Annotated in this window: 22 protein-coding genes; 12 read left to right on the top strand and 10 right to left on the bottom strand. The window is 72.0% G+C overall.

Annotated features, from left to right (window positions below):
- Positions 1-28 precede the first annotated feature (28 nt).
- The 6 genes from R4Z63_RS05225 to R4Z63_RS05200 all read left to right on the top strand — a co-directional run bounded on the left by R4Z63_RS05225 (position 29) and on the right by R4Z63_RS05200 (position 6,464).
- Positions 29-1,249, top strand: coding sequence for an MFS transporter (locus R4Z63_RS05225; RefSeq protein ID WP_384456219.1), 1,221 nt, complete (start codon positions 29-31; stop codon positions 1,247-1,249).
- A complete protein-coding gene (locus R4Z63_RS05220) occupies positions 1,246-2,814 on the top strand; it encodes an ATP-binding protein (protein ID WP_384456222.1) in 1,569 nt (522 codons plus the stop codon). Before R4Z63_RS05225 ends, R4Z63_RS05220 begins: the two co-directional genes overlap by 4 nt.
- Positions 2,815-2,826: 12 nt before the next feature.
- A complete protein-coding gene (locus R4Z63_RS05215; protein ID WP_037926212.1) occupies positions 2,827-3,168 on the top strand; it encodes a nuclear transport factor 2 family protein in 342 nt (113 codons plus the stop codon).
- Between the two features lie 36 nt (positions 3,169-3,204).
- Positions 3,205-3,915 (top strand): TMEM175 family protein, encoded by a 711-nt coding sequence (locus tag R4Z63_RS05210; protein WP_236647783.1) that lies wholly within the window; start codon positions 3,205-3,207, stop codon positions 3,913-3,915.
- A 72-nt stretch (positions 3,916-3,987) separates the two neighbouring features.
- A complete protein-coding gene (locus R4Z63_RS05205) occupies positions 3,988-5,280 on the top strand; it encodes an IS701 family transposase (protein WP_384582655.1) in 1,293 nt (430 codons plus the stop codon).
- The gene (locus tag R4Z63_RS05200; RefSeq protein WP_052031167.1) at positions 5,280-6,464 is read left to right on the top strand and encodes an XdhC family protein; all 1,185 of its coding nucleotides are present in this window, start codon (positions 5,280-5,282) and stop codon (positions 6,462-6,464) included. Before R4Z63_RS05205 ends, R4Z63_RS05200 begins: the two co-directional genes overlap by 1 nt.
- Here the strand turns inward: R4Z63_RS05200 and R4Z63_RS05195 are convergent.
- Positions 6,445-6,810, bottom strand: a complete 366-nt coding sequence (locus R4Z63_RS05195) for a cupin domain-containing protein (RefSeq protein ID WP_384456226.1) — start codon at positions 6,808-6,810, stop codon at positions 6,445-6,447. The genes R4Z63_RS05200 and R4Z63_RS05195 overlap by 20 nt on opposite strands.
- A gap of 244 nt (positions 6,811-7,054) precedes the next feature.
- Here R4Z63_RS05195 and R4Z63_RS05190 point away from each other — a divergent pair, with 244 nt between their 5' ends.
- Positions 7,055-8,518 (top strand): GuaB1 family IMP dehydrogenase-related protein, encoded by a 1,464-nt coding sequence (locus R4Z63_RS05190; RefSeq protein WP_037926220.1) that lies wholly within the window; start codon positions 7,055-7,057, stop codon positions 8,516-8,518.
- A 95-nt stretch (positions 8,519-8,613) separates the two neighbouring features.
- Here the strand turns inward: R4Z63_RS05190 and R4Z63_RS05185 are convergent, their stop codons facing one another.
- The 6 genes from R4Z63_RS05185 to R4Z63_RS05160 form a co-directional block, all read right to left on the bottom strand.
- On the bottom strand, positions 8,614-9,861 hold the full coding sequence (locus tag R4Z63_RS05185; protein WP_037926222.1) for a histidine kinase: 1,248 nt from the start codon (positions 9,859-9,861) through the stop codon (positions 8,614-8,616).
- Complete coding sequence (locus R4Z63_RS05180) at positions 9,858-11,588, bottom strand: sodium/solute symporter (protein WP_037926224.1); 1,731 nt, start codon at positions 11,586-11,588, stop codon at positions 9,858-9,860. The genes R4Z63_RS05185 and R4Z63_RS05180 overlap by 4 nt, the downstream gene beginning before the upstream one ends.
- Positions 11,589-11,685: 97 nt before the next feature.
- Positions 11,686-11,961, bottom strand: coding sequence for a hypothetical protein (locus tag R4Z63_RS05175; RefSeq protein WP_037926226.1), 276 nt, complete (start codon positions 11,959-11,961; stop codon positions 11,686-11,688).
- Between the two features lie 208 nt (positions 11,962-12,169).
- The gene (locus R4Z63_RS05170) at positions 12,170-13,006 is read right to left on the bottom strand and encodes a LytR/AlgR family response regulator transcription factor (protein WP_037926229.1); all 837 of its coding nucleotides are present in this window, start codon (positions 13,004-13,006) and stop codon (positions 12,170-12,172) included.
- 174 nt (positions 13,007-13,180) lie between these two features.
- Positions 13,181-14,119 (bottom strand): SCO0930 family lipoprotein, encoded by a 939-nt coding sequence (locus tag R4Z63_RS05165; protein WP_384449312.1) that lies wholly within the window; start codon positions 14,117-14,119, stop codon positions 13,181-13,183.
- A gap of 117 nt (positions 14,120-14,236) precedes the next feature.
- Positions 14,237-15,415 (bottom strand): GDSL-type esterase/lipase family protein, encoded by a 1,179-nt coding sequence (locus R4Z63_RS05160; protein WP_384449317.1) that lies wholly within the window; start codon positions 15,413-15,415, stop codon positions 14,237-14,239.
- Positions 15,416-16,043: 628 nt separating this feature from the next.
- Here R4Z63_RS05160 and R4Z63_RS05155 point away from each other — a divergent pair.
- The 5 genes from R4Z63_RS05155 to R4Z63_RS05135 all read left to right on the top strand — a co-directional run bounded on the left by R4Z63_RS05155 (position 16,044) and on the right by R4Z63_RS05135 (position 21,194).
- Positions 16,044-17,534 carry an amino acid permease gene (locus R4Z63_RS05155; RefSeq protein WP_037926232.1) on the top strand — a complete coding sequence of 497 codons (1,491 nt, stop codon included), beginning with the start codon at positions 16,044-16,046 and terminating at the stop codon, positions 17,532-17,534.
- 10 nt (positions 17,535-17,544) lie between these two features.
- Positions 17,545-18,000: an Lrp/AsnC family transcriptional regulator gene (locus R4Z63_RS05150; RefSeq protein WP_030027017.1), complete on the top strand. Its 456-nt coding sequence runs from the start codon at positions 17,545-17,547 to the stop codon at positions 17,998-18,000.
- 178 nt (positions 18,001-18,178) lie between these two features.
- A complete protein-coding gene (locus R4Z63_RS05145; RefSeq protein WP_384449322.1) occupies positions 18,179-18,460 on the top strand; it encodes a methyltransferase domain-containing protein in 282 nt (93 codons plus the stop codon).
- 161 nt (positions 18,461-18,621) lie between these two features.
- The gene (locus tag R4Z63_RS05140; RefSeq protein WP_384449325.1) at positions 18,622-19,422 is read left to right on the top strand and encodes a carbon-nitrogen hydrolase family protein; all 801 of its coding nucleotides are present in this window, start codon (positions 18,622-18,624) and stop codon (positions 19,420-19,422) included.
- A 74-nt stretch (positions 19,423-19,496) separates the two neighbouring features.
- Complete coding sequence (locus tag R4Z63_RS05135) at positions 19,497-21,194, top strand: flavin monoamine oxidase family protein (protein ID WP_384449328.1); 1,698 nt, start codon at positions 19,497-19,499, stop codon at positions 21,192-21,194.
- A 124-nt stretch (positions 21,195-21,318) separates the two neighbouring features.
- On the opposite strand, the gene R4Z63_RS05130 is transcribed toward R4Z63_RS05135, so the two are convergent.
- The 3 genes from R4Z63_RS05130 to R4Z63_RS05120 form a co-directional block, all read right to left on the bottom strand.
- On the bottom strand, positions 21,319-21,960 hold the full coding sequence (locus tag R4Z63_RS05130) for a DUF5995 family protein (RefSeq protein WP_037926243.1): 642 nt from the start codon (positions 21,958-21,960) through the stop codon (positions 21,319-21,321).
- 76 nt (positions 21,961-22,036) lie between these two features.
- Positions 22,037-23,434, bottom strand: coding sequence for a uracil-xanthine permease family protein (locus R4Z63_RS05125; protein WP_037926246.1), 1,398 nt, complete (start codon positions 23,432-23,434; stop codon positions 22,037-22,039).
- 126 nt (positions 23,435-23,560) lie between these two features.
- Positions 23,561-24,799, bottom strand: a complete 1,239-nt coding sequence (locus R4Z63_RS05120) for an MFS transporter (protein ID WP_384449333.1) — start codon at positions 24,797-24,799, stop codon at positions 23,561-23,563.
- Positions 24,800-24,856 lie beyond the last annotated feature (57 nt).

Genomic DNA, 24,856 nt, shown 5'->3' with positions numbered 1-24,856 from the left:
TCCGTCCGAAACGACCACGGGGGCAACCGTGCACCCAGCCGCCCACGCGGCCGGCGCGCCCAGAGGCTCCGGCTTCTGGGTGGTGGGTGCCGTCCTCGTCCTGCTGATGCTCTCCTCCTCCGTACCCTCCGCCCTCTACGTGCTCTACCAGCAGAAGTGGGACCTGTCCTCCGGCACGATCACGGTCGTCTTCGCCCTGTACGCCGTCACCGTGCTGACCGGGCTGCTGCTCTTCGGGTCCCTCTCCGACACCCTGGGCCGGCGCCCCGTCCTCGCCGCCGGGCTGGTCCTGGCGATCGTCTCGATGGCCTGCTTCGCCGGGGCACAAGGGCTCGGGCTGCTCCTCGTGGCCCGCGCCGTGCAGGGGCTCGCCGTGGGACTGGCCACCGGCGCGATGGGCGCGGCCCTGCTGGAACTCAGCCCGGTTGCGCGGCCCGCCCTCGGCGCCCAGGTCAACAGTGCCGGCCCGACCGTGGGCATCGGGCTCGGCGGGATCGGTGCCGGACTGCTCGTCCAGTACGCGCCCGCACCGACCGTCCTGAGCTACCTGCTGCTCATCGGGGCCTTCGCCGTGACGCTGGTGGGGGTCGTCCGCATGCGAGAGAGCGCTCCCGGCGCCGGCGGCCGACTGCGGGTGGTCCCGCACCGGATCCACGTACCGGCCGGCGCTCGGGGCCGCTTCCTGGTCCTCGTGCTGACCATCGTCGCCGTCTGGTCCGTGGGCGGCTTCTACCTCTCCCTCGGCCCGCACCTGGCCCTGTCCCTGCTCCGGTCCACGAACTACCTCGTCGGCGGGGCCACCGTCGCACTGCTCGCCGGCGCCGCCACCGCCGCCCAGCTCCTGCTCGGCCGCACCGCGGCGCTGCGCACCGCCGTGCTCGGGCTGCTCGGCCTGCTCACCGGTCTCGCGCTCGTGCTGCTTGCACTGGGCCTGGGCTCGGCTCCCCTGTTCCTGGCGGCCACGGCCGTCCTCGGCAGCGGCTGGGGAGCCGCCTTCCTCGGCGCCTTCCGGGCGCTGAGCGGGCTGGCCGATCCGGCCCACCGCGGCGAACTGACCGCCGCCGTATACGTCTTCGCGTACCTCGCGATGAGCGTGCCGGCCGTGCTCGCCGGGATGCTCACCAACATCCACGGGCTGCACCGCACCTCGGTCGGTTTCATGGCCGCCGTCGCCGCGGTGTGCGCGGTGGCCCTGCTGGCCACCCTGCGCCTGGCCGCCCGCACCAAGGCCGAGGGGAGCACCGCATGAGCACACCGGACCCGACCGCACCGCACATGACCGCACCGCACATGACCGCACCGGAGCTGCGCTCCGCCCTGCGCGGACTCGAGGTCTTCGCGGGGATCACCGAGGACCAGCTCGACTGGCTGGTGTCGGTGTCCCGGCCGCAGCTCCTCGCCGACGGGGAGGTGCTCTTCCGGGACGGCGAGGAGGCCACCGGCTTCCACGTGCTGCTCTCGGGCGGGCTCGTCGTCACCAAGGTCGTCGACGGCCGGGAGGAGGTGCTCACCCGGCATTCCACCGAGGAGGAGAGCGCCGCGGCCGAGGACCACGACGGCAAACCCCCGGCAGCCCACCGGTTCACCGGCGAGCTGCCGCTGCTGACGGACGGCGCGTACGTGGCGACCGCCGCCGCGAGCGGGCCGGCGACCACGGTGGTGGCGTACCCCAAGGCGGTCTTCTTCGAGATGCTCACGCGCTGCCACGGGGTGGCCGCCGTACTGATCCCCGTGCTGGCCTGGCGCATCAAGTCCTCCGAGGTGCAGGCCCGCAAACGGGCCACCGTGGAGGCGCTCGGCACCCTTGCCGCCGGGCTCGCGCACGAGCTGAACAACCCGGCGGCCGCCGTGGCCCGGGCCGCGCAGGAACTGGCCCCGGCCCTGGACCGGCTCACCCGGACCGCACAGGACTGGGGTGCGGCCGCCACCGCCGCCGAACGTTCGGTCCTCGACCGGCTCACCGCGGAACTGGACGGACTGCCGCCACCGGTCACCACCGATCCGCTGGCCCAGGCCGACGCCGAGGAGGAGATCGCCGACTGGGCCGACGAGGCCGGAGCCGAACGCCCCGGCCTGCTGGGATCGGGCGTCTCCGATCTGGGACGGGAACTGGGCTGGCTCCTGGAGCGGATCGAGGGGGTCGGCAAGGAGGCGCTGCCCCGCGCCCTCGACCACCTGGCGGCGCTGCTGGAGATCCGGTCGCTCGCGGCCGAGCTGCGGGCCGCAGGCCCCAGGATCTCCCAACTTGTTTCCGCCACCCGGGATTACGCCAATCTCGACCGGGCGCCCGAACAGCGCTTCTCGGTGACCGAGGGGCTGGAGAACACGCTGGTGGTGCTGCGTGCCAAGCTCGACGGCATCAGCATCGTGCGTGCGTACGATCCGGATCTTCCCGAACTGACGGGCTATCCCAGCGAGTTGAACCAGGTGTGGACCAACCTGGTCGACAACGCCGTCGAGGCCATGGAAGGTGCCGGCGTGCTGACGCTGAGCGCCCGGTCCGAGGGCGTCTGCATGGTCGTGGAGGTTGCCGACACCGGGCGGGGCATTCCCGAGGAGTCCCTGCCGCGGATCTTCGAGCCCTTCTACACGACCAAGGATGTGGGCAAGGGCACGGGCCTGGGGCTGCACCTCAGCTATCGCATCGTGACTCAGCGCCACCGCGGGTCGCTCACCGCCCGCTCGCGTCCCGGCGAGACCCGGATGGTCGTGCGGCTGCCCTTCGCAGGCAGCGCACAATCCTGCGTCTCACCTGCACAGAAACCCGATACCGCAGTGGAAACCGCACCTACCGAAGGCACCTCTCCCCAGTGAAACGGAGTCGACATGGCCACGTACGACATCTCCACACTGCACCCGGTGTTCGTCCGCCAGATGGAGGCGCTGGCCGCCTTGGACATCGAGGCGGTGATGAAGAACTACACCGACGACGCCGTGCTGTTGCGGTTCGAGGGCGTCTCGGTGGGCATCGAAGCGGTGCGTGAGACCTTCACCGGCTACCTCAGCGTGAAGCCGACGCTGGTGGAACTTCAGGAGTACGTCGAGACCGAGGACACCATCTTCTATCGGGCGATCATGAACCTGAACGGTGAACCGGAGCACGCATTCGGGACACTCGTGGTCCGCGATGGCCGAATCTGGCGCCAGACCGCCGGATTCGGCAGCTGAGGCCGGAAATCTGGGTAGCGTGTGCGGGGAGAGCGGGTGAACGCGCTCTCCCCGTATGTGCGGACCGCGGTGCGCACGCCGGGAAACGGTAAAGGGGAGGTCATGGAAAATGAGACCGGGCGGGTCGAGGCATTCAGTGACGGCGTATTCGCCATCATCATTACAATCCTCGTCCTGGAATTAAAGGTTCCGGAAGAAACCGGTTCGGACTTCTGGCACGGGGTCCGTGAACAGTGGCCCCATTACGCCGCCTATGTGGTGAGCTTCCTCATCATCGGTGTGATGTGGGTGAACCACCACACCATCTTCAGTCACCTCAAGCGGGTCGACCGTCCGCTGTTGTTCCTGAATCTCATGGTGCTGATGGTGGTATCGGTGATCCCGTACACCACCAACGTGCTCGCCGAGCACCTCACCGAGGGCAGTGACGCGAACCCGGCCGCGGTCCTCTACAGTCTCGTCACCGTGGCCTACGCCTTGGCGTTCCTGCTGTTCTGGTGGTACGTCACCCGGGTCGGGCACCTCTTCCACGAGCAGGTGGACAGGGACGGGGCGCGGGCCACCAGGGTGCGTTTCGGCCTCGGTGCCATCGCCTATCCGTGCACGGTCGTCCTGGCCTTCTTCTCGGCACCGCTCACGCTTGTCGCACACTTCCTGATCGCGATCTACTATGCGGCGAACCAGATCCCCATCCCCCTCGTGGTAGAGGAAGAGCGGCTCGAATCTGCCAGCGACCTCAGGAAGTAGCCGCAGGGGCCTACGGCCGTTCTTCGCGGTCAAGTAGGGTATTGGATCTAGCTGGTCGCGGGGGAGGCCCAGATGGCTCGCGCAGTCCTGCCGGAGGATTCCGTCAAGGAAGTCTCCGAATTGATCGATGTCATGATCTCTCTTCTCTTTGAGTCCTTACCCCGGCGGGACCAGCGAAACTGGGCCCGCGTTTATCTGAACGGCCTCGTGCGGACCAACGGGAAGAAAACAATCCGTAACATCGCCGGAACGGGGGCGAGTTCGGTCGAGCAGAGCCTCCAGCAGTTCATCAGCAAGTCCCCCTGGGACTGGACGCCCGTCCGGCGCTCCCTCGCCCAGCACCTCGAACGCACTGCGCAGCGCCCCCTGGCCTGGGTGCTCCAGCCCATGGTCATAGAGAAGGCCGGGGACCGCTCGGTCGGTGTCGGCCGGCAGTTCGTCCCCCAGCTCGGCCGCACCGCCAACTGCCAGCAGGCCAGCGGGATCTGGCTCGCCTCCAGCGAAGCCAGCTTCCCGGTCGAATGGACCCTCACCCTCCCCGGACCCTGGACCAGCGAACTCATGCGCCGCCGGCGGGCCGGCATCCCGGACACCGCCCGCTCCCTCACCCCCGCCCAGGACGCGGTACACGCCGTCCAGCGGATGGCCGCCACCTGGCAACTCCAGCGCCGGCCCGTGGTGATGGAGGTCGCCAACTGCGATCTGCCGCGGAGCGTCGACTCCTTCGCCCTCCAGGACATCCCCTTCGTCTTCAAGGTCGACGGCTCGCTGCCCGTCTCCTTCGGCGGTGCGGGCCGGCACAAACCCGGCCCGTACACCGCACCCGCACGCGAACTCATCGACTCCCTGCGCTCTCAGCGCCGCGTCGTGGAGTGGACCCGGCACGGCCGGTCCGAGGGAGCGGTGACCCTGCTGACCTCGGCCCCGATCGTCGCCACCCCGTGCGAGGACCGTCCCGCGCCCTCCCCGCCCACCCCGCTGCTGCTGGTCGGGGCCTGGACCGAAGCGGGCCTGCTCCCCTCCGAGTTCTGGATCACCAACATCGGGGACCGGCCGCTCGCCCAGCTCTTCCTGCTCGCCAAACTGACCGACCGGGTCTCCCTGGACTTCACCGAGACCTGCGAACCGGTCGGCATCCGCGACTTCGAAGGCCGCTCCTTCCGCGGCTGGCACCACCACGCCACCCTGGCGAGCGTCGCCCACGCCGCGAAACTCCTCGGCGCACGCCCGCACGCCGACGACCGGTACCCCGGTCCCGCACGTCCCGCAGCCGCCACCCGGCCCCCCGCAGCACGCCCGGCCACCCCGGACATGCTGCCCCCGCACCTGCCCGGACAGACCCCGCGCCGCGAGTACATCCGCTGATGCTCGACATCGCCGAGGAGCTACGCGCGTGGTGCGCCGGACGCCGGGAATTCGCCCTGGCCACCGTGGTCGCCGTCAGCGGCAGCGCGCCGCGCGGCCCCGGTGCCTCGCTCGCCGTCGACGACCGGGGCACCGCGCTCGGCTCCCTGTCCGGAGGCTGCGTGGAATCCGCCGTCCACGAGCTCTGCCTGGACGCGATCGCCACCGGCCGGGGCGGCCTGCACCGCTTCGGCTACAGCGATGACGACGCCTTCGCCGTGGGCCTGACCTGCGGCGGAGTCCTCGACGTCCTCGTCACCCCGGTGCGCGGCCGCGACCCGGTGCGGCCCGTACTCGGCGCGGTCCTCGACGCCGCCGCGGACGGGACCCGCGCCGCGCTCGCCCGTGTGGTGTCCGGCCCGCCCCGACAGCTCGGTCGGGCGCTCGCCGTCCGCGCCGACGGCTCCTACCAGGGCGGACTGGCCGGCGGCGCCGCCCTCGACCGCGCCGCCGCAGGCCGGGCCCACGCCCTGCTGCTCGCCGGCCGTACCGGCACCACCGAGCTCGCCACCGCCGACGGGGTCTGCGGCGAGCCGCTGAGGCTGCTCGTCGAGTCCGCCGCCGAACCGCCCCGGCTCCTCGTCTACGGGGCGATCGACTTCGCCGCCGCCCTGGCCCGGATCGGCGCCTTCCTCGGCCACCGGGTCACGGTCTGCGACGCCCGGCCCGTCTTCGCGACCCCGGCGCGCTTCCCCGACGCCGACGAGGTCGTCGTCGACTGGCCGCACCGCCATCTGGCCGCGCAGTGGGAGGCGGGCCGGCTGGACGCCCGTACCGCCGTCTGCGTCCTCACCCACGACGCCAAGTTCGACGTACCGCTGCTGGAGCTGGCCCTGCGGCTGCCGCTGGGCTACGTGGGCGCCATGGGATCCCGGCGCACCCACGCCGAACGTGCCAGGCGCCTGCGCGCGGAAGGGGTGACGGACTCCGCCCTGGCCAGGCTGCGCTCACCCATCGGCCTCGACCTCGGGGGCGCCACCCCCGAGGAGACCGCCCTGGCCATCGCCGCCGAGCTCATCGCCCACCGGCACGGCGGATCGGCGCTTGCGCTGACCGGCGGCGCGACCGCCATCCACCGAAGACCCGCTCCCGCCACCGCGACCCGTCGCGCGGCCCCGGCCGCCCTCAGCCCGCCCGCCCCCTGACGTGCTCCAGGACGCGCTGGAACTCGGCGGTCGGCGAGAAGTCGACGTACTCCGTGTCGGTCAGCGCCACCGGGATGTGCCCGGGGCCCCAGTAGAAGGCCTGCCCCTCCTCGTACACCTCCTCGCCGTCGGCGGTCCGCATCAGCAGCCGGCCCTTGAGGAGGTAGCCCCAGTGCGGGCACGGGCACATGTCGCCGGGGAGCCCCTTGACGGCCTCCGTGAGATCGGCGCCCTCCGGGAGGCGGAAGAACCCGACGGTCAGGTCGCCACCGATCTCCCGCATCCGCACCTCCAGCCCGCCGCCTTCCAGCACGACGGGCGCCTCGTCCCGCGTCGTCGCCGTCATGGACCCTCCACCGCTGCTCGGCCCGGACGCCCCGGGACCTGTTCCGACCCTTCCACTGTGACCCGACCGGGTGCATCCCGCCCCCGAGGACGTGCGCCCGCACCTCGGCGGGACCACGGTCCCGTAGGAAGGCACCATGCGGCTCACAACGCCTTGGACGATCGGCCCGGGCGGTGTGAACGCCAGGTCGTGGGAGAATGAAGTACGTGCGTTTCCTCGGCTGCACCCTGTCGAGGCACCTCCGATGGACTGGGATGTTCAGCACGTGCGTTTCCTCAATGACCTGAAGCCGCCGTACGACCTGACGTACGACGATGTGTTCATGGTGCCGAGCCGCTCCGCGGTCGGTTCCCGCCAGGGCGTCGACCTCTCCTCGCCCGACGGGACCGGCACCACCATTCCCCTTGTCGTGGCGAACATGACCGCGATCGCCGGCCGCCGGATGGCCGAAACCGTCGCCCGCCGCGGCGGCATCGTCGTCATCCCCCAGGACATCCCGATCGAGGTCGTCACCGACGTCATCTCCTGGGTGAAGACCCGCCACCTCGTGCTCGACACCCCGATCACGCTGACGCCCACCCAGACCGTCGCGGACGCACTGTCCCTGCTGCCCAAGCGCGCCCACGGTGCCGGAGTCGTCGTCGACGGCGAGGGGCGCCCGGTCGGCGTCGTCACCGAGCACGACCTGACCGGCGTCGACCGCTTCACCCAGCTCTCCGAGGTCATGTCGAAGGAGCTGTTGCTCATCGACGCCGACATCGATCCCCGCGAGGCCTTCAACAAGCTGGACGCGGGCCACCGCAAGCTGGCCCCGGCCGTCGACCAGGACGGCAGGCTCGTCGGCATCCTCACCCGCAAGGGTGCCCTGCGCGCGACCCTCTACACCCCGGCCACCGACGCCGACGGCAAGCTCCGCATCGCAGCCGCCGTCGGCATCAACGGCGACTTCGCGGCCAAGGCCAAGCAGCTGCTCGACGCGGGCGTGGACACGCTCGTCATCGACACGGCGCACGGTCACCAGGAGTCGATGATCAATGCGATCAAGGCCGTCCGCGCGCTGGACCCGCAGGTCCCGATCGTGGCCGGCAACATCGTCGCCGCCGAGGGCGTCAAGGACCTCATCGAGGCCGGCGCGGACATCATCAAGGTCGGTGTGGGCCCCGGCGCCATGTGCACCACCCGCATGATGACCGGCGTGGGCCGCCCGCAGTTCTCCGCCGTGCTGGAGTGCGCGGCCGAGGCCAGGAAGTACGGCAAGCACGTCTGGGCCGACGGCGGTGTCCGTCACCCGCGCGACGTGGCGATGGCGCTGGCCGCCGGCGCCTCCAACGTCATGATCGGTTCCTGGTTCGCGGGCACGTACGAGTCCCCGGGCGACCTCCAGCAGTCCGCCGAGGGCCGCCTCTACAAGGAGTCCTTCGGCATGGCCTCCGCCCGCGCCGTGCAGAACCGCACCAGCGAGGAGTCGGCCTACGACCGCGCCCGCAAGGGCCTGTTCGAGGAGGGCATCTCCACCTCGCGCATGTTCCTCGACCCGGCCCGTCCGGGCGTCGAGGACCTGATCGACTCGATCATCGCCGGCGTCCGCTCCTCCTGCACCTACGCCGGTGCCGGATCCCTCGCGGAGTTCGAGGAGAAGGCCGTGGTCGGCATCCAGTCCGCAGCCGGCTACGCCGAGGGCAAGCCGCTGCACGCCAGCTGGAGCTGAACCCGGCGATAGAGGACCCGGCGGCAGGGGCCCCGTGCCCCCGCTCCCGCGGCCTCGGGTCCGTCCGGCACGGACGGACCCGAGGCCGCGGGCCTTCAGCACCGCGGCGGCAGGACCCGCCCCGACGGAGAACTGTGCACGCCCGCGTGGTATTTGGGGATGCGCACGGTCACCTTCATGCCGGCGCCGACCCCCGTCTCCATCACCGGACCGTACGCGTCCCCGTACACCTGCCGGATCCGCTCGTCGACATTGGGCAGTCCCACCCCCGACGAGGAACCCCCGCGCTCCCCGGCCAGGATCCGGCGCAACAGGGCCGGATCCATCCCCACCCCGTTGTCCTCGACGGTGATCACGGCGTCGGGACCCGTGTCCTGTGCCGTGATCGTGATCCGGCACTCCTTGGTCGAGTCCTCCAGCCCGTGTTTGACGGCGTTCTCCACCAGCGGCTGCAGACACAGGAACGGCAGGGCCACCGGCAGCACCTCGGGCGCCACCTGCAAGGTCACCTTCAGCCGGTCACCGAACCGGGCCCCGGCCAGCGCCAGGTACTGCTGGATGGAACGCAACTCATCGGCCAGCGTGGTGAATTCGCCGTGCCGGCGGAAGGAGTAACGCGTGAAGTCCGCGAACTCCAGCAGCAGCTCCCGCGCCCGCTCCGGATCGGTCCGCACGAACGAGGCGATCGCCGCCAGCGAGTTGAAGATGAAATGCGGGGAGATCTGCGCCCGCAGTGCCTTGATCTCCGCCTCCATCAGCCGGGTCCGCGAACGGTCCAGCTCGGACAGCTCCAGCTGCACCGACACCCACCGCGCCACCTCCGTCGCGGCCCGTACCAACACCGCCGACTCCCGCGACCCGTACGCCACCAGCGCCCCCAGCACCCCGTCCTCGCCGGTCAGCGGGGCGAACACCGCCCACTTCAGCGGACAGTCCGGCCGCAGGCAGTCCGTCCGCACGCTCTGGCTGCGCCCCGACTCCAGCATCACCGCCACCCGCGCCATCGCCCGCCGCTCGTGGTGGTCGGCACCCGGGCCGTCCCACGCCAGGACCGCCTCCCGGTCCGTCAGGCACAGCGCCTCCGTCCCCAGCAGCGACCGCAGCCGCCGGGCCGCCTTGCGCGCCGCATCCTCGGTCAGTCCGGCGCGCAGCGGGGGAGCGGCCAGCGAAGCCGTGTGCAGCGTGTGGAAGGTGGCCCGCTCCACCGGAGTGCCCAGGTCCAGACCCGCCAGGCGCTCCCCGCGCCGCGCGTGCCAGCGGCCCGCCGCCCAGCCGAGCCCCAGCATCACCGCCGCACCCGCCACCACCAGCACGGCGAGCAGTGCCTGTCCCACCCCGGTCACCGCAGGCCCCCCGCACGGCTCCCCGCCACGACCTCCGGCAGGTGCAGCCGGGTCAGGATCGCCGCCGTCCCCGCCGGTATCCGGGACCGGGTGGCCAGCGACACCGCCACCATCGTCAGGAACCCGAGCGGTACCGACCATGCCGCCGGCCAGGCCAGCATCGTGTGCGCCCAGCCCGCCGGAGCCAGCCCGGTCCGTGTCGCCAGCACTGCGCTCAGCGCGGCCCCGCCACCGGTGACCAGCCCGGCCACCGCACCCGGCGGGGTCAGTCCGCGCCACCAGATGCCCAGCACCAGCAGCGGGCAGAACGACGAGGCCGACACGGCGAACGCCAGGCCCACCGCGTCCGCCACCGGCACCTGGGTGGCCGCCATGCTCCCGCCCAGCGGCACCCCGATCGCCACCAGCGCCGCCCACCGGAAACCGTGCGCCCCGCACCTCGGCAGCACGTCCTGGTGCAGTACCCCGGCCACCGCCACGGTCAGGCCCGAGGCCGTCGACAGGAACGCCGCAAAGGCACCCCCGGCCAGCAGGGCCCCCAGCAACTCGCCCAGCACACCGCCCAGCATCCGCTCCGGGAGCACCAGCACCGCGGCGTCCGCGTCACCCGTCAGCGCCAGCTCGGGGGCGTAGATCCGGCCCAGCGCCCCGTACACCGGCGGCAGCAGGTAGAAGGCACCGACCAGCCCCAGCACCACCAGCGTGGTGCGCCGCGCCGCCCGCCCGTTGGGGCTCGTGTAGAAGCGGACCGCCACGTGCGGCAAGCCCATCGTCCCGAGGAACGTCGCCAGGATCAGTCCGTACGTGGCGTACAGCCGGTACTCCCGCAGCTCCCCGGACGGCGGCTCCGACCACGTGCCCACCCCCGCCCCCGGCTCCGCCCGGGCGTCCGGGACCGGTGTGTCCGCGGCGAACTCCAGCCGCGCGTGAGCCCGTACGGAATGTTCACCGGCGGCCAGCACCAGCGGTACCGACACATGGCTGCGGCCGTCCACCTGCCCGGTCACCGTCACCGCCAGCGGCTCCCGCACCGACAGTCGCACGTCCTGCGCGAGCGTCACCGACGTGGCCTGGCGGAAGACCGCCGGCGCGTCGAAGGTGGCCCGCGGCGCACCGTCCCCGGCCCACGCGCCGAGCAGGAAGAACGCAGGCACCAGCAGGGCGGTCAGCTTGAGCCAGTACTGGAAGGCTTGCACGAAGGTGATGCTGCGCATCCCGCCGGCGGCCACAGCCACGCTCACCACACAGGACACGACCAGCCCGCCGGCCCAGTGCGGAGCCCCGGTGAGGATCTCCAAGGTCAGCCCGGCCCCCTGCAACTGCGGCAGCAGGTACAGCCAGCCGACCCCGACCACGAACAGCACCGCGATCCGGCGCACCGCCCGGGATTCCAGCCGCGCCTCGGCGAAGTCGGGCAGCGTGTAGGCGCCGGACCGCCGCAGCGGGGCGGCCACCAGTGCCAGCAGCACCACGTATCCGGCCGTGTAGCCGACCGGATACCAGAGCATCCCGGGGCCCTGCAGCAGCACCAGCCCGGCCACCCCGAGGAAGGACGCCGCGGAGAGGTACTCCCCGCTGATCGCCGCCGCGTTCAGCCGCGGCCCCACCGTGCGCGAGGCCACGTAGAAGTCGGACGTGGTCCGGGATATCCGCAGGCCCAGCGCGCCGAGCAGCAGGGTGACCAGGACGACGACACCGACCGCGGTCAGCGCGTACGTCTGGTTCACCAGAGCGGTCCTTCGGACGGGAGGCGGGGTGACCGGAGTCTACGCAGGCCCCCGACCGGGCGACAGACACGATTCGGACCCTCCCGGTCCGCCGCCGTCAGATGGCCGGGTCACGATGCCCGGCGCAGTCCCGCAGTGCGATCTCCAGCTCCACGTACGACTCCTCCGCGCGCCGGAAGGCCAGCGTCAGCGCCGCCTCCGCACGCGGCGGGACCTGATCGCGGACGCCCTCACCCGCCTCGTACAGGATGTCTGCCCAGCGGGCGGCCGCACTGCGCAGCAGGGCGAGCAGCGCCTCGGCCTCGGCGGGCCCCGCCGGCCGCCTCCGCGGCAGCCCGCTCAGGGCGTCGACCAGCGCCTGGACCTCGGACATCTCGCTCCTCCCGGGCCGGGAAGATCCACGATACGCAGCGGCGACGGCATCGGCGGGCCGTTCACACCACCGCTGCGGCAGGCGGCTCCCGCGGATCGCCGTACGCCCCTCCCGGTGCGGTGAACGGCATCCGCGCGCGCCCGGCGGTCGCCGCGAACAAGCCCGGCAGGGGCGTACGGTGGGCGACGGCGGGCCGCGGCGACCGGATTCAACCGGTCGCGTGCCGCATCAGCAGGTCCCGCAGCTCCCGCGCATGCCTGCGGCTCACCTGGAGGTCCGCCGACCCGACCCGGACCGTGGTCGTGCCCGAGTCCAGCCGGAGCTCGTCGATCCGGGCCAGCGCCACCAGGTGGCGGCGGTGGATCCGCACGAACCCGCGCGCCGCCCAGCGCTCCTCCAGCGTGGACAGCGGGATCCGCACCAGATGGCTGCCCCCGTCGGTGTGCAGGCGGGCGTAGTCGCCCTGCGCCTCGACGTAGGCGATGTCGGCGATCGCCACGAAGCGGGTGACGCCGCCCAGTTCGACCGCGATCTGCTCCGGGCCGCGGTCGGCGGCGGCGCCCTCCGGAGCAGGCCGGGCTGTCGCGACCACGGCCGGCTCGGCCGGCTCCGGAGGTGCCGGTGCCGTGGCGGCGGTCGGCACCGCCTCGGCCCGGCCCAGCTGCGCACAGGCCCGCCGTACGGCCTCGGCCAGCCGCTCCGGGCGCACCGGCTTGAGCACGTAGTCCACGGCCTTCAGGTCGAAGGCCTGCACGGCGAAACCTTCGTGGGCGGTGACGAACACGATCAGCGGCGGGTGCGCGAACCCGGCCAGCAGCCGGGCGATGTCCAGCCCGGTCAGACCGGCCATATGGATGTCGAGGAACACCACGTCGATGCCGTCGGGCCCGTCATGACCCGACTCCAGCGCCCGGGTGACCCGGCGCAGCGCCTCGGTGGCGTCCGAGGCGCCCTCGGCGCTGCGCACCCGGGGGTCGGAGCGCAGCAGGTAGAGGAGTTCCTCCAGGAGCGGTTTCTCGTCGTCGACAGCGAGCACGCGCAGCATGCGGCCGAGTCTAGTGGGGGGTCCGGCCGGTCCGGCCGGGCTCGCGGGCCCCGGCATCCTCCGGGGAGGGCACGTTCGGGCCGCTCCGGAGCGCCGTGAACAGTGCGCGGCCCCTGCCCGGGGGGAGGTGGGGCAGAGGCCGCGCGGACCGTGGTGGTGGGGGGATCGGGCCGGCTACTGGACGGTGATCAGCTTGCCGTCGGGGGAGACCGCGTACCAGGTTCCGCCCACGCCCTGCCCGTTGGTGTCGCCGGGCTTCTTGTCGCCGGAGAAGGTGTAGACGGGCCAGCAGTCGACGGTCTGCTGCTTCTTGCCGTCGGGGCGGTCCATGACCCGGTAGTTCTTCTCGATGATGCCCTTGGCGTTGGCCTTGTCCACCGGGGGCACGACCGGCCATTTGGCCAGGCAGTCACCGACGCAGTTGGAGACCATCGGCCAGGCGGTGTCCTTCTTGAAGCGGTAGACCGTCATGCCCTTGCCGTCGACGATGTGCTCGCCCAACTTCGCGTCCTTCGCGACGGACAGGCCGGGGGTCGGCTCGCCGGCCTCGGCGGGAGCACCCTCGGCGGGGGCGTCCGGGGCGGCCTCGGCCGGAGCCGACTTCGCCGCCTTCTTGCCGTCCGGACCGAAGGCGAACCACACTCCGCCGACCCCCTGGCCGTTGATGTCGCCCGGCTTGGCGTCCTTGTTGAAGCGGTACGCGGGCCAGCCCGCAACCGTCAGCTGCTTCGTGCCGTCGCTGCGCACCACCTCGCCGAGCAGCGACGGGTCCATGCCCGAGGCGGCGGTCACGTCACCGGCCGCGACCACCGGCCAGGTCTTCGCGCAGTCCCCCTCGCAGTTGGACTTCGGGGGCTTCGCGGTGTCCTTGTCGAACCGGTAGAGGGTCAGGCCCGCGCTGTCGGTCAGGACCGAACCGAGCTGCTCGGTGACCGACGCCGCCAGCTGGCCGCCGGGCTGGTTGCCCGGGCCGGCCGCCGCCGGGGCGGCCTCGGCGGCGCCGGCGGGCTGTGTGGAGTCCGAGGCCGAGTAGTCCGAGGGGCCGCAGGCGCTGGCCGCCAGGACGACGGCTGCGGCGGCCGCGGCGAAGGTGGTTGCGCGCTTCATGCCCATGTTGATCTCTCCCACATCGTGTCTGTCTGTGCCGTCGCCCCCAGCGGCGGCAACTGTGCACAGGACACGCCCTGGTGGACGGGATCTGTTCACCCCGTCCGGTGTGGGCTGTTTCACTCACCCCGCACCGAACCCGGCGCGCCGCAGGGCCGTGGCCACAGCGAGGCCGAGCACCTGGTGTCCGGAGTCGTTGGGGTGCAGCCCGTCCGCGAGGTGTTCGGGTCCGAGCAGGTCACGGCCGGGGAGGACGGCGAGCCGGGCGTCACCGGCGGCGATCCGGTCGTGGGCGGCGCGCTCCATCGCGTCGCGCAGCGCGCCCAGGGTGGCGCCGAGCCGGTTCGGGGTGCGTTCGGCGTCGGGCCGCAGCACGGGGGAGACCAGCAGCAGGGGGGTCCGCGGGTGCCCCTGGCGGACCAGTTCGAGGAAGGCGCGCGTGGTCTCGTACAGCAGCGGCGCGGAGAACGGCACCCGGGACCAGCAGTTGGTGCCGAAGGCGAGGGTCAGGACGTCCGCCGGTAGCCCCGAGAGCTGTTCGGCGGTGGCGAGTTCACCGCGCGCTGCGCCCGCGTAGCCAAGGTTGACGGTGTCCCAGCCGAGGGCTCGGCCGGCGACGGAGGGCCAGCCGTGGGCAGGGCGGGTGGCCCACCAGCCCTCGGTGATGGAGTCGCCGTGGACGACCCAGCGCGGAGTGGGCGGTGCGGGCGCGAGGGCGCCGCCGATCCCGCGCAGGCCGAGCACGACGGGCGACTGGTTCTCGGGCGGGTGGATGGTGAAGGGACCGTGGAAAGGCCCGTCGCCACCCCCGAGCCCGATGCGTACGACAGCCTCCGCGGCCGGTTCGGTGAACACCTCGCTGACCACCCCGTGGCGGTCCCACAGGGCGAAGCCGTGAGCGAGGTCGCGCAGGGCGTCCGTGGGGCCGGGCACGGTGGCCCGGTAGCGGATCTCGACCGCCGTCGCGGTCTCGGTGGTGAACTCCAGGCGCACCCCGATGGGCAGGGTGGCCCGCTCGCCGGTGTCCCAGGGCAGCCGCATCGTGTCGGCGGGGTCGGCGCGCACCGGACGGCCCTTGTCCAGCCAGGCGATCCCGCGCAGGAAGGGCTGCGGGTCCTGCCATCCGCCGGGCACCTCGTCCCGCCCTGCGCCCCGCCGCTCGGCCCGCCACCGGTCGCCCTGCCGCCGGTCGTCCCGCTGCTGCTCCTCCTGTCGCCGGTCCGGCCACACCGCCCGTCCGGGCCGCCCCGCCCGCTCCTGCCGCGGTCCCGGCCGCCCCTCGTCGTGCACCGGTGCGCTCATCCTTCGCCTCCGATCGTCGGGTACGGGAACTCCACGCCGACCCCGCCGTCCACCACGGGCTTCTGCCCCGCCCCGTACGAGGGCAACGGTGGGACGGGGGAGCACGTGGCGGCCGCGCCGCCACCGCGTTCACCCGTACCCCGCGGCGGCCTGCTTCCACCGCCGCCGGGCGGCACCGATGCGATCCGGGTGGCCGCGGTGGGCCCGGTGGGCACGGCTGCCGTGTGCGGCGCGCCTCGGGCCACCGGTGCCGGCACCGGCACCGGCACCGGCGCGCCGATCGTGCGGAGCGCGTCCGGCTCAGGGCCGCAGGCTGCGACAAATCTGACGAAGTGTCAATGGAGCGGGTCTCCGGCGGCCCGCGCAGCGATCGATCATCCCTACGCAACAAACAACTGTCCGTGACCGATCCGCGCAATGATCGTGCGCCAATGTGCAAGGATGGTCCATTACGGGCGGTATCACTCAGCTCGTAGGCTCACTCGCTGTACGTGGAGTGGCGCGGATCGCCTGCTCGGCGGTCCCCCATGCCAGGCCCTTCCTCCGTCGGGCCCTGTCCTGCTCCGGACCGTCGCGGTCGACGCCTCATCCCCGACCTCTCCGATCCGCAGTGACAAGGAGTCCCCTCGTGCTCGACCACGGCCAGGCGCCACCGCTCGCTTCCGAGCCCCGCAGGCCCGCCAACCCGCTGCTCCGCCGCAAGCCGGTCGAGCTGCTGGTCGCCGAAGGCGGCCAGGGCGAAGGCGGCGCGCTCAAGCGTTCGCTCACCATGTGGCAGCTGACCATGATCAGCATCGGCGCGACCCTGGGCACGGGCATCTTCGTCGTCCTCGGCGAAGCCACCCCGATCGCCGGCCCGGCCGTCTTCATCGCCTTCATCGTCGCGGGCCTGACCGCGCTCTTCTCGGCGCTCTCCTACGCCGAGCTCGCGGGCTCCATCCCCGTCTCGGGCTCCTCGTACTCCTACGCCTACGCCACCATGGGCGAGCTCATAGCCTGGGTCTGCGGCTGGTGCCTGGTCCTGGAGTACGGCGTCTCGGTCGCCGCCGTCGCCGTCGGCTGGGGCCAGTACCTCAACGAGCTGCTCGACGGCACGCTCGGCGTCACCATCCCCGAGGGCTTCTCCGCTCCGCTGGGCGAGGGCGGCTACATCAACATGCCGGCGCTGGTCGTCGTCCTGCTCTGCATGGTGTTCCTGCTGCGCGGCGCCAAGGAGAGCGCCCGGATCAACACGATCATGGTCGCCGTCAAGATCGTCACGCTGGGCCTCTTCATCGTGATCGGCTTCATGGGCATCAAGGCCGGCAACTACACCCCGCTGGCCCCGCTCGGCGTCACCGCCATCAGCACCGCCGCCTCCATGCTCTTCTTCTCCTACATCGGCTTCGACGCGGCCTCCACGGCTGGCGAGGAGGCCAAGGACCCGAAGCGGGACCTGCCCCGCGCGATCATGCTCTCGCTGCTGATCGTCACCGCGATCTACTGCCTCGTCGCCCTGGTCGCCGTCGGCGCCATGCCGTGGCAGGAGTTCGAGGGCAGCGAGGCCGCCCTGGCCCAGATCATGGAAGACGTCACCGGCCACTCCTTCTGGAGCGTCATCCTGGCCGCCGGCGCGGTCGTCGCCATCGCCAGCGTCGTCTTCGCCGTCCTCTACGGCCAGACCCGCATCCTCTTCGCCATGTCCCGCGACGGCCTGATGCCGAAGGCCTTCGCCAAGGTCGACGAGAAGACCGGCACCCCGAAGGTCAACACGATCATCGTCTGCCTCTTCTGCGGACTCCTCGCCGCCTTCATCCCGCTGGGTGAACTGGCCAACGCCACCAGCATCGGCACGCTCTTCGCCTTCGGCCTGGTCAACGTGGCGGTCGTCATCCTGCGCTACACCCGCCCCGAGATGAACCGCACCTTCAAGGTCGCCCTCTTCCCGGTCACCCCGATCCTGGGCTTCCTCTTCTGCGCGTACCTCATGACCGAGCTGCCGCTGGCCACCTGGTTGGTGTTCGGTGGCTGGATGGCGGTCGGGCTCGTGATCTACTTCTTCTACGGCATGCGCCGCTCCAGCCTGGCCACCGTGGCCGACGTGGCCGCCCCGGCCGCGGAGGTCGCTGAACAGAAGTGATTCACCCCCCGTGCGACTGAACGATCTCGACGAACGCATCGTGCACGCCCTCGCCGAGGACGCCCGCCGCTCCTACGCGGACATCGGCTCCGAGGTCGGGCTCTCCGCCCCCGCCGTGAAGCGGCGCGTGGACCGGCTGCGCGCCGAAGGCGCCATCACCGGATTCACCGTCCGCGTCGACCCGGCCGCCATGGGCTGGGAGACCGAGGGCTTCATCGAGATCTACTGTCGCCACAACACCTCGCCGGACGACATCCGGCGAGGACTGGAGCGGTACCCCGAGGTGGTGTCCGCGTCGACCGTCACCGGCGACGCGGACGCCCTCGTCCAGATCTTCGCCTCCGACATGCGGCACTTCGAGCGGGTCCTGGAACGCATCGCGGGCGAGCCCTTCGTCGAGCGCACGAAGTCCGTCCTCGTCCTCTCCCCGCTGCTGCGCCGCTTCACCTCGGGCGCCCCCGCGTAGCCGCCCCTTCGTCCCGCGCGCCTCGTGCGCCGCCGGACGGAAAACCGGGTGCCCGGAGCGTCCCGGACCGGGACGGTGTACGGGTGAACCGAGAAACGATCTCCCACCTGGCCCACACCCACCACCCCATCGCGGCCCCGCTGGGCGACGCCGCCGTGGCCCGGCTCCTGGACCGCGCGTGGCCCGCGGCACCGAACGCGTCCTCGACCTCGGCTGCGGCCCCGGCGAGTGGCTGCTGCAGGCCCTGCGCGACCGCCCCGGCGTGCACGGCGTCGGCGTCGACGTCTCCGGGACCGCCCTCGACCGGGCCGCCGGCGCGGCACGGGCCCTCGACCACCCCGACCACCCGGACAGCGCCGAAGCCCTCGACGCAGCGAACGGCCACCGCGCCGCATGGCTCCGCGGATACCGCGCCACCTGGGGTTTCGCCACCCTCCTGCTGCGCCGGACCGCCGACTGACCGGCCCCTGCGGCCACCGGACGCAACGAATCGCCGCCAGAGCCCCGTAACGCGCAACGAATCGCACAGCAGCGCGCAACATCGGCGCCTTGTTGCGCCGGGAGGGCGAAACGTACCGTTCATAGGACCGCACACACCCCTCCTGCCACAGAGGTACGCCCATGCCCCCGCTGCGCACCGCCCTCCTCCAGAGCTCCGGAGTCCTCGGCGACGTCGCCGAGAACCTCAAGGCGCTCGACGAGGCCGCCGAGCGCGCCGCACAGGCGGGGGCCGGGCTGCTGGTGGCGCCGGAGATGTTCCTGACCGGCTACGCGCTCGACCTCGACGCCGTCCCCGGACTCGCAGAGGCCCACGACGGCGACTCCGCCCGGGCCATCGGCGAGATCGCCCGCCGCCACGGACTCGCGGTCCTCTACGGCTACCCCGAGCGGGACGGCGACACGGTCTACAACTCCGCCCAGCTCATCGGCCCCGACGGCGCCTCCCTGGCGAACTACCGCAAGACCCACCTCTTCGGCTGCTTCGAGCAGGACGCCTTCACCCCCGGCGACGCCCCCGTAGTCCAGGCCGACCTCGGCGGCATCCGCGTCGGCATCATGATCTGCTACGACGTGGAGTTCCCCGAGAACGTCCGCGCCCACGCACTCGCCGGTACCGACCTCCTCCTGGTGCCGACCGCCCAGATGCACCCCTTCCAGTTCGTCGCCGAGCACCTCGTCCCCGTCCGGGCCTTCGAGAACCAGATGTACGTCGCGTACGTCAACCGCACCGGCCCCGAGGGCGAGTTCGAGTTCGTCGGTCTCAGCTGCCTGGCGAGCCCCGACGGCACCACCCGCACCCGCGCAGGCCGCGGCGAGGAAATGGTGTTCGGCGAGGTCGACCCCGAGCTGCTCAGCGCCTCGCGCGAGAACAACCCCTACCTGCGCGACCGCAGGCCCGGGCTCTACGCCTCGCTCGTCTGACCCCGCCGGTATCCCGCCGCACCCCGCCCCCACCGCTCCACCCCCGAGCCCTGCCCCGCAAGGAGTCGTACCCCATGACGTCCACGGTGCCCACCACCGCCGTCCCGCACAGTGACGGACAGCCGCCGATCACCATGTTCGGTCCGGACTTCCCGTACGCCTACGACGACTTCCTCGCCCACCCGGCGGGCCTCGGCCAGATACCCGCGACCGAGTTCGGCACCGAGGTCGCCGTCATCGGCGGCGGACTCTCCGGCATCGTCTCGGCCTACGAGCTGATGAAGATGGGCCTCAAGCCCGTCGTCTACGAGGCCGACCAGATCGGCGGCCGCCTGCGCACCGTCGGCTTCGAGGGCGCCGAGACCGAGGGCCTCACCGCCGAGATGGGCGCCATGCGCTTCCCGCCCTCCTCCACGGCCCTGCAGCACTACATCGACCTCGTCGGCCTGGTCACCGAGCCCTTCCCGAACCCGCTCGCCGAGGCCACCCCCTCCACGGTCGTCGACCTCAAGGGCGAGACCCACTACGCCGAGACCATCGCCGACCTCCCGCAGATCTACCGCGACGTCGCCGAGGCCTGGAACGCCTGCCTCGACGAGGGCGCCGACTTCTCCGACATGAACACCGCGATGCGCGAGCGGGACGTCCCGCGCATCCGCGAGATCTGGGCCAAGCTCGTCGAGAAGCTCGACGACGAGACCTTCTACGGCTTCCTGTGCAAGTCGGAGGCCTTCAAGTCCTTCCGCAAGCGCGAGATCTTCGGCCAGGTCGGCTTCGGCACCGGCGGCTGGGACACCGACTTCCCGAACTCGATCCTCGAAATCCTGCGCGTCGTCTACACCGAGGCCGACGACCACCACCGCGGCATCGTCGGCGGCTCGCAGCAGCTGCCGCTGCGCCTGTGGGAGCGCGAGCCCGAGAAGATCGTCCACTGGGCGCAGGGGACCTCGCTGTCCGCCCTCCACGACGGCACCCCGCGCCCGGCGGTGACCCGACTGCACCGCACGGCGGGCAACCGGATCACGGTCACGGACTCCTCCGGAGACATCCGCACGTACCGCGCCGCGATCTTCACGGCCCAGTCGTGGATGCTCCTGTCGAAGATCGAGTGCGACGACACGCTGTTCCCGATCGACCACTGGACGGCGATCGAGCGCACCCACTACATGGAGTCGTCCAAGCTGTTCGTTCCCGTCGACCGGCCGTTCTGGCTGGACAAGGACGAGGAGACCGGCCGCGACGTCATGTCGATGACGCTGACCGACCGCATGACCCGCGGCACCTACCTGCTGGACAACGGCCCCGACAAGCCCGCCGTCATCTGCCTGTCGTACACCTGGTGCGACGACAGCCTGAAGTGGCTGCCGCTGTCCGCGAACGAGCGGATGGAGGTCATGCTGAAGTCCCTCGGCGAGATCTACCCCAAGGTCGACATCCGCCGCCACATCATCGGCAATCCGGTCACCGTCTCCTGGGAGGACGAGCCCTACTTCATGGGCGCGTTCAAGGCCAACCTCCCCGGCCACTACCGCTACCAGCGCCGCCTGTACACCCACTTCATGCAGGACCGCCTCCCCGAGGACAAGCGCGGCATCTTCCTCGCGGGCGACGACATCTCCTGGACGGCGGGCTGGGCCGAGGGCGCGGTCCAGACGGCCCTGAACGCGGTCTGGGGCGTCATGCACCACCTCGGCGGGTCCACGGACTCCACCAACCCGGGCCCCGGCGACGTCTACGACGAGATCGCCCCGGTCGAACTCCCGGAGGACTGACCCCCTCCCGGTCCCGCGATCCACGGGCCGTCGCCCCGCGCCGTCACCACGCGGGCCGGCGGTCCGTTCCCGTACCGGGCCCCGAGCGGAGCCCGCGCTTGTCCACGGGGCCGGGCCCCTCCCTTCAGCCGCGGGGAGTCAGCAGGCAGCGGCCGACCAGGCCCACGCATGCGTCCAAGGAGTCCGCGAACTCCTCGGCCAGGTCAGGCGCGCGGCGCAGCGTCCACAGCAGCCGCGCCGCGGACCAGGCACCGGCGCGGGCCCGCTCCAGGCTCCACGAGCCGACCAGGTGGGTCAGCGGATCGGCGATCTCCAGCAGGTCCGGACCCGGCATCAGGTCCTCGCGGATGTGCTCCTCCAGCGAGACCAGCGTGTCGCCGACCCGGTCGAAGTCCGCCTCCAGGGCCCGCGGTTCGCAGTCCAGCTCACCGCAGGTGGCGACCACCGCGAGCGCCAGGTCGTGACCGATGTGGGCGTTGATCCCGGCCAGCGCGTGTTGGAGCGGCCGGATCCCTGGGTGGCGGCGGTACTGCAGCAACGGGCGCCAGCAGGCCGGAGCCCGGTCCGCCTCCACCGCCGCCAGGTACCGCTCCGCGAACCGCACGCTGAGGGTCGCCGCGCGCCGCGGCGCCGGGAAACCCCCGTGCTCGATCCGATGGTGCAGGGCCTCCGTCACCGTCAGGTAGACCCGGTTGAAGACGGCGACACCGTCCCGCGGCGGGAGCCGCTCCTCCAGGGCGCGCATCCGCGCCAGCACCGCTTCCATGGGAGGCAGAGTCGCAGGCGCCGGCACGGATCCGGGGAACTTGGCCGTACGCTTCCCCGGTTCGGGCGAAACCCCGTCAACGGGGCTTGTCCTCCGCCTCCCCGCCGTCGTCATAGCCGGACGTGCCCGCATCGAGCAGCGGTTCCTGCGGCTTCAGGTGCGCGGGGGCGAGGCATCGCAGCGCGTGGTAGCCCCCTATCACCACGATCGTGCCCAGTGCGATGCCGCCCAGCTCGAAGTCGTCGGTGATCTGCAGCTTCACCCCGCCGACGCCGATGATGATGCCCGCGGCGGCCGGGACCAGGTTCAGCGGATTGCGCAGGTCCACCCGGCCGTTGATCCAGATCTGGGCGCCGAGCAGGCCGATCATGCCGTACAGGATGACGGTGATGCCGCCGAGGACGCCGCCCGGGATCGCCGCGACGACCGCGCCGAACTTGGGGCACAGCCCGAAGAGCAGCGCGAAGCCCGCCGCGGCCCAGTACGCCGCCGTGGAGTAGACCCGGGTGGCCGCCATGACGCCGATGTTCTCCGAGTAGGTGGTGTTGGGCGGGCCGCCCACCGCCGTGGACAGCATCGACGCGGCGCCGTCCGCCGCGATAGCCGTGCCCAACATGTCGTCCAGGGGGTCGCCGGTCATCTCTCCCACGGCCTTGATGTGGCCGGCGTTCTCAGCGATCAGCGCGATCACCACGGGCAGGGCGATCAGGATCGCCGACCACTCGAAGGACGGTCCGTGAAAGGACGGCAGTCCGATCCAGTCGGCCTCCGCGACCGCGGAGAGGTCCAGACGCCAGTGGTCCACCGCCGCCGTCCCGCCCACCGTCGAGTGGATCTTCCCGAAGAGCCGGTCGAAGAGCCATGAGATCGCGTAGCCGAAGACCAGCCCGAGGAAGATCGCGACGCGCGACCAGAAGCCCCGCAGGCACACCACGGCGAACCCGGTGAACAGCATGGTCAGCAACGCTGTCCACTGGTCCTGCGGCCAGTACGTCGACGCCGTCACCGGGGCCAGGTTGAAGCCGATCAGCATCACCACCGCGCCCGTCACGATCGGCGGCATCGCCGTGTGGATGACGCGCGCGCCGAAGCGCCGCACCGCCAGACCGGCGAGAAACAGCGCCACTCCGACGACGAACACGGAGCCCGTGACCACGGCGCTGTCTCCGCCCGACGCCCGGATCGCCGCGGCGACACCGACGAAGGACAGCGAGCAGCCCAGGTACGAGGGCACCCGGCCGCGCGTCGCGAGTAGGAAGATCACCGTCGCGATGCCGGACATCATGATGGCCAGGTTCGGATCCAGGCCCATCAGCACCGGCGCGACGAAACTCGCCCCGAACATCGCCACGACGTGCTGGGCGCCCAGCCCGGCGGTCCGCGGCCACGTCAGCCGCTCCTCCGGCCGGACCACCGCGCCGGGGGCGGGGGTCCGCCCGTCTCCGTGCAGGGTCCAGCCCACGCCGAGGCGCATGTTCCACTCCTCTTCACCGGTTGTCCCGGTTCACTGGTTGTCCCGGTCCTCCGGACGCGCACGGCAGCGGCCGCGCACACATCGAAGCCGCAGCGTGACAGGGTGCCGCTGCGGCCAGTCGACATATTACGGCCGGATATCGACAGGTTCATCCCTGCCGGCCGATCCGGCGTTCCCGGCGACCCCGCCCCCGGACTGCCCCGTCACCGGCCTCGGGCGCAGCACCGCGGCGCCGATCACCAGCGCGAACGCCAACACGGTCACCAGCCCGAACGACACGACCAGCGAGGTCGCGTCCGCCACCGCGCCGATCGCCGACGGCGCGATCAGCCCCGACGTGTACGTGATCGTCGCGACACCCGCGATCGCCTGTGCCGGGGCCGGCCCGCTGCGCCCCGCCGCGGCGAAGGCCAGCGGGACCACCACCGCGATGCCGAGCCCGATCAGTCCGAAACCGGCCAGCGCCCCCGCCGGATGCCGGACCCCGACGACGAGCAGCCCGCCGAGGGTGGCCAGTACGCCACCCGCGCGGACCGTGCGCACCGGCCCGAAGCAGTCCACCACCCGGTCGCCGACGAGCCTGGCCACGGCCATGGTCAGTGCGAAGGCGGTGGTCGAGGCGGCCGCGAGGCCCGCGTCCGTGTGCAGGACGTCCCGCAGGTAGACCGCCGACCAGTCCAGGCTCGCACCCTCGGCGAACACCGCGCAGAAGCCGATCGCGCCGATCAGCAGCGCGGACCGGGGCGGCAGGGCGAAGTGCGGGGGTGCCTGCGCGTCCCCGTCGCTGCGCAGGTCCAGCACCCCCTGTACGGCGACCAGGCCGCCCGCGGTCAGCACGAGCGCGGCGAACAGGTGGTGTAGCCGGGCGTCGGTGCCGGCGTGCGCGGCGACCGTGCCGGCCGCGGAACCGAGCAGCGCGCCCACGCTCCACATGCCGTGCAGGGAGGACATGATGGAGCGGCCCAGTCGGTTCTCCGTCTCCACGCCCAGCGCGTTCATCGCCACGTCCGACATGCCGGCGGTGGCCCCGTAGACGAGCAGCACCAGGCACAGGACCGGCAGGCTCGGGGCGAGGCTCGGCAGGATCAGCGACAGGGTCCACAGCGCCAGCAGCCCCCGTAGCGCGGCCCGCGCCCCGAACCGGTGGTTGATCCGTCCGGCCAGCGGCATCGCGAGCGCAGCGCCCACGGCGGGGAAGGCGAGCGCGAGCCCGAGGGTGCCCGCGCTGAGCTGGGCGTGCTCCTGGATCCAGGGGATGCGGGTGGCGAAGGAGCCGGTGACCGCGCCGTGGGCGCAGAACACGGTGGCGATGGCGATGCGGGCACGGCGCAGGCGCGCCGGGCTGAGGTCGGTGTCCCCGGTCATGACGCATAAACTATCAGGGAACCTGCCTGATAAATAATGGGCCCGACTCCTAGGATG

The organism is Streptomyces sp. PL-29, from assembly GCF_058344425.1.
The sequence above is the reverse complement of the archived record's forward strand: the minus strand, read 5'-3'. Positions and strand labels throughout refer to the sequence as shown.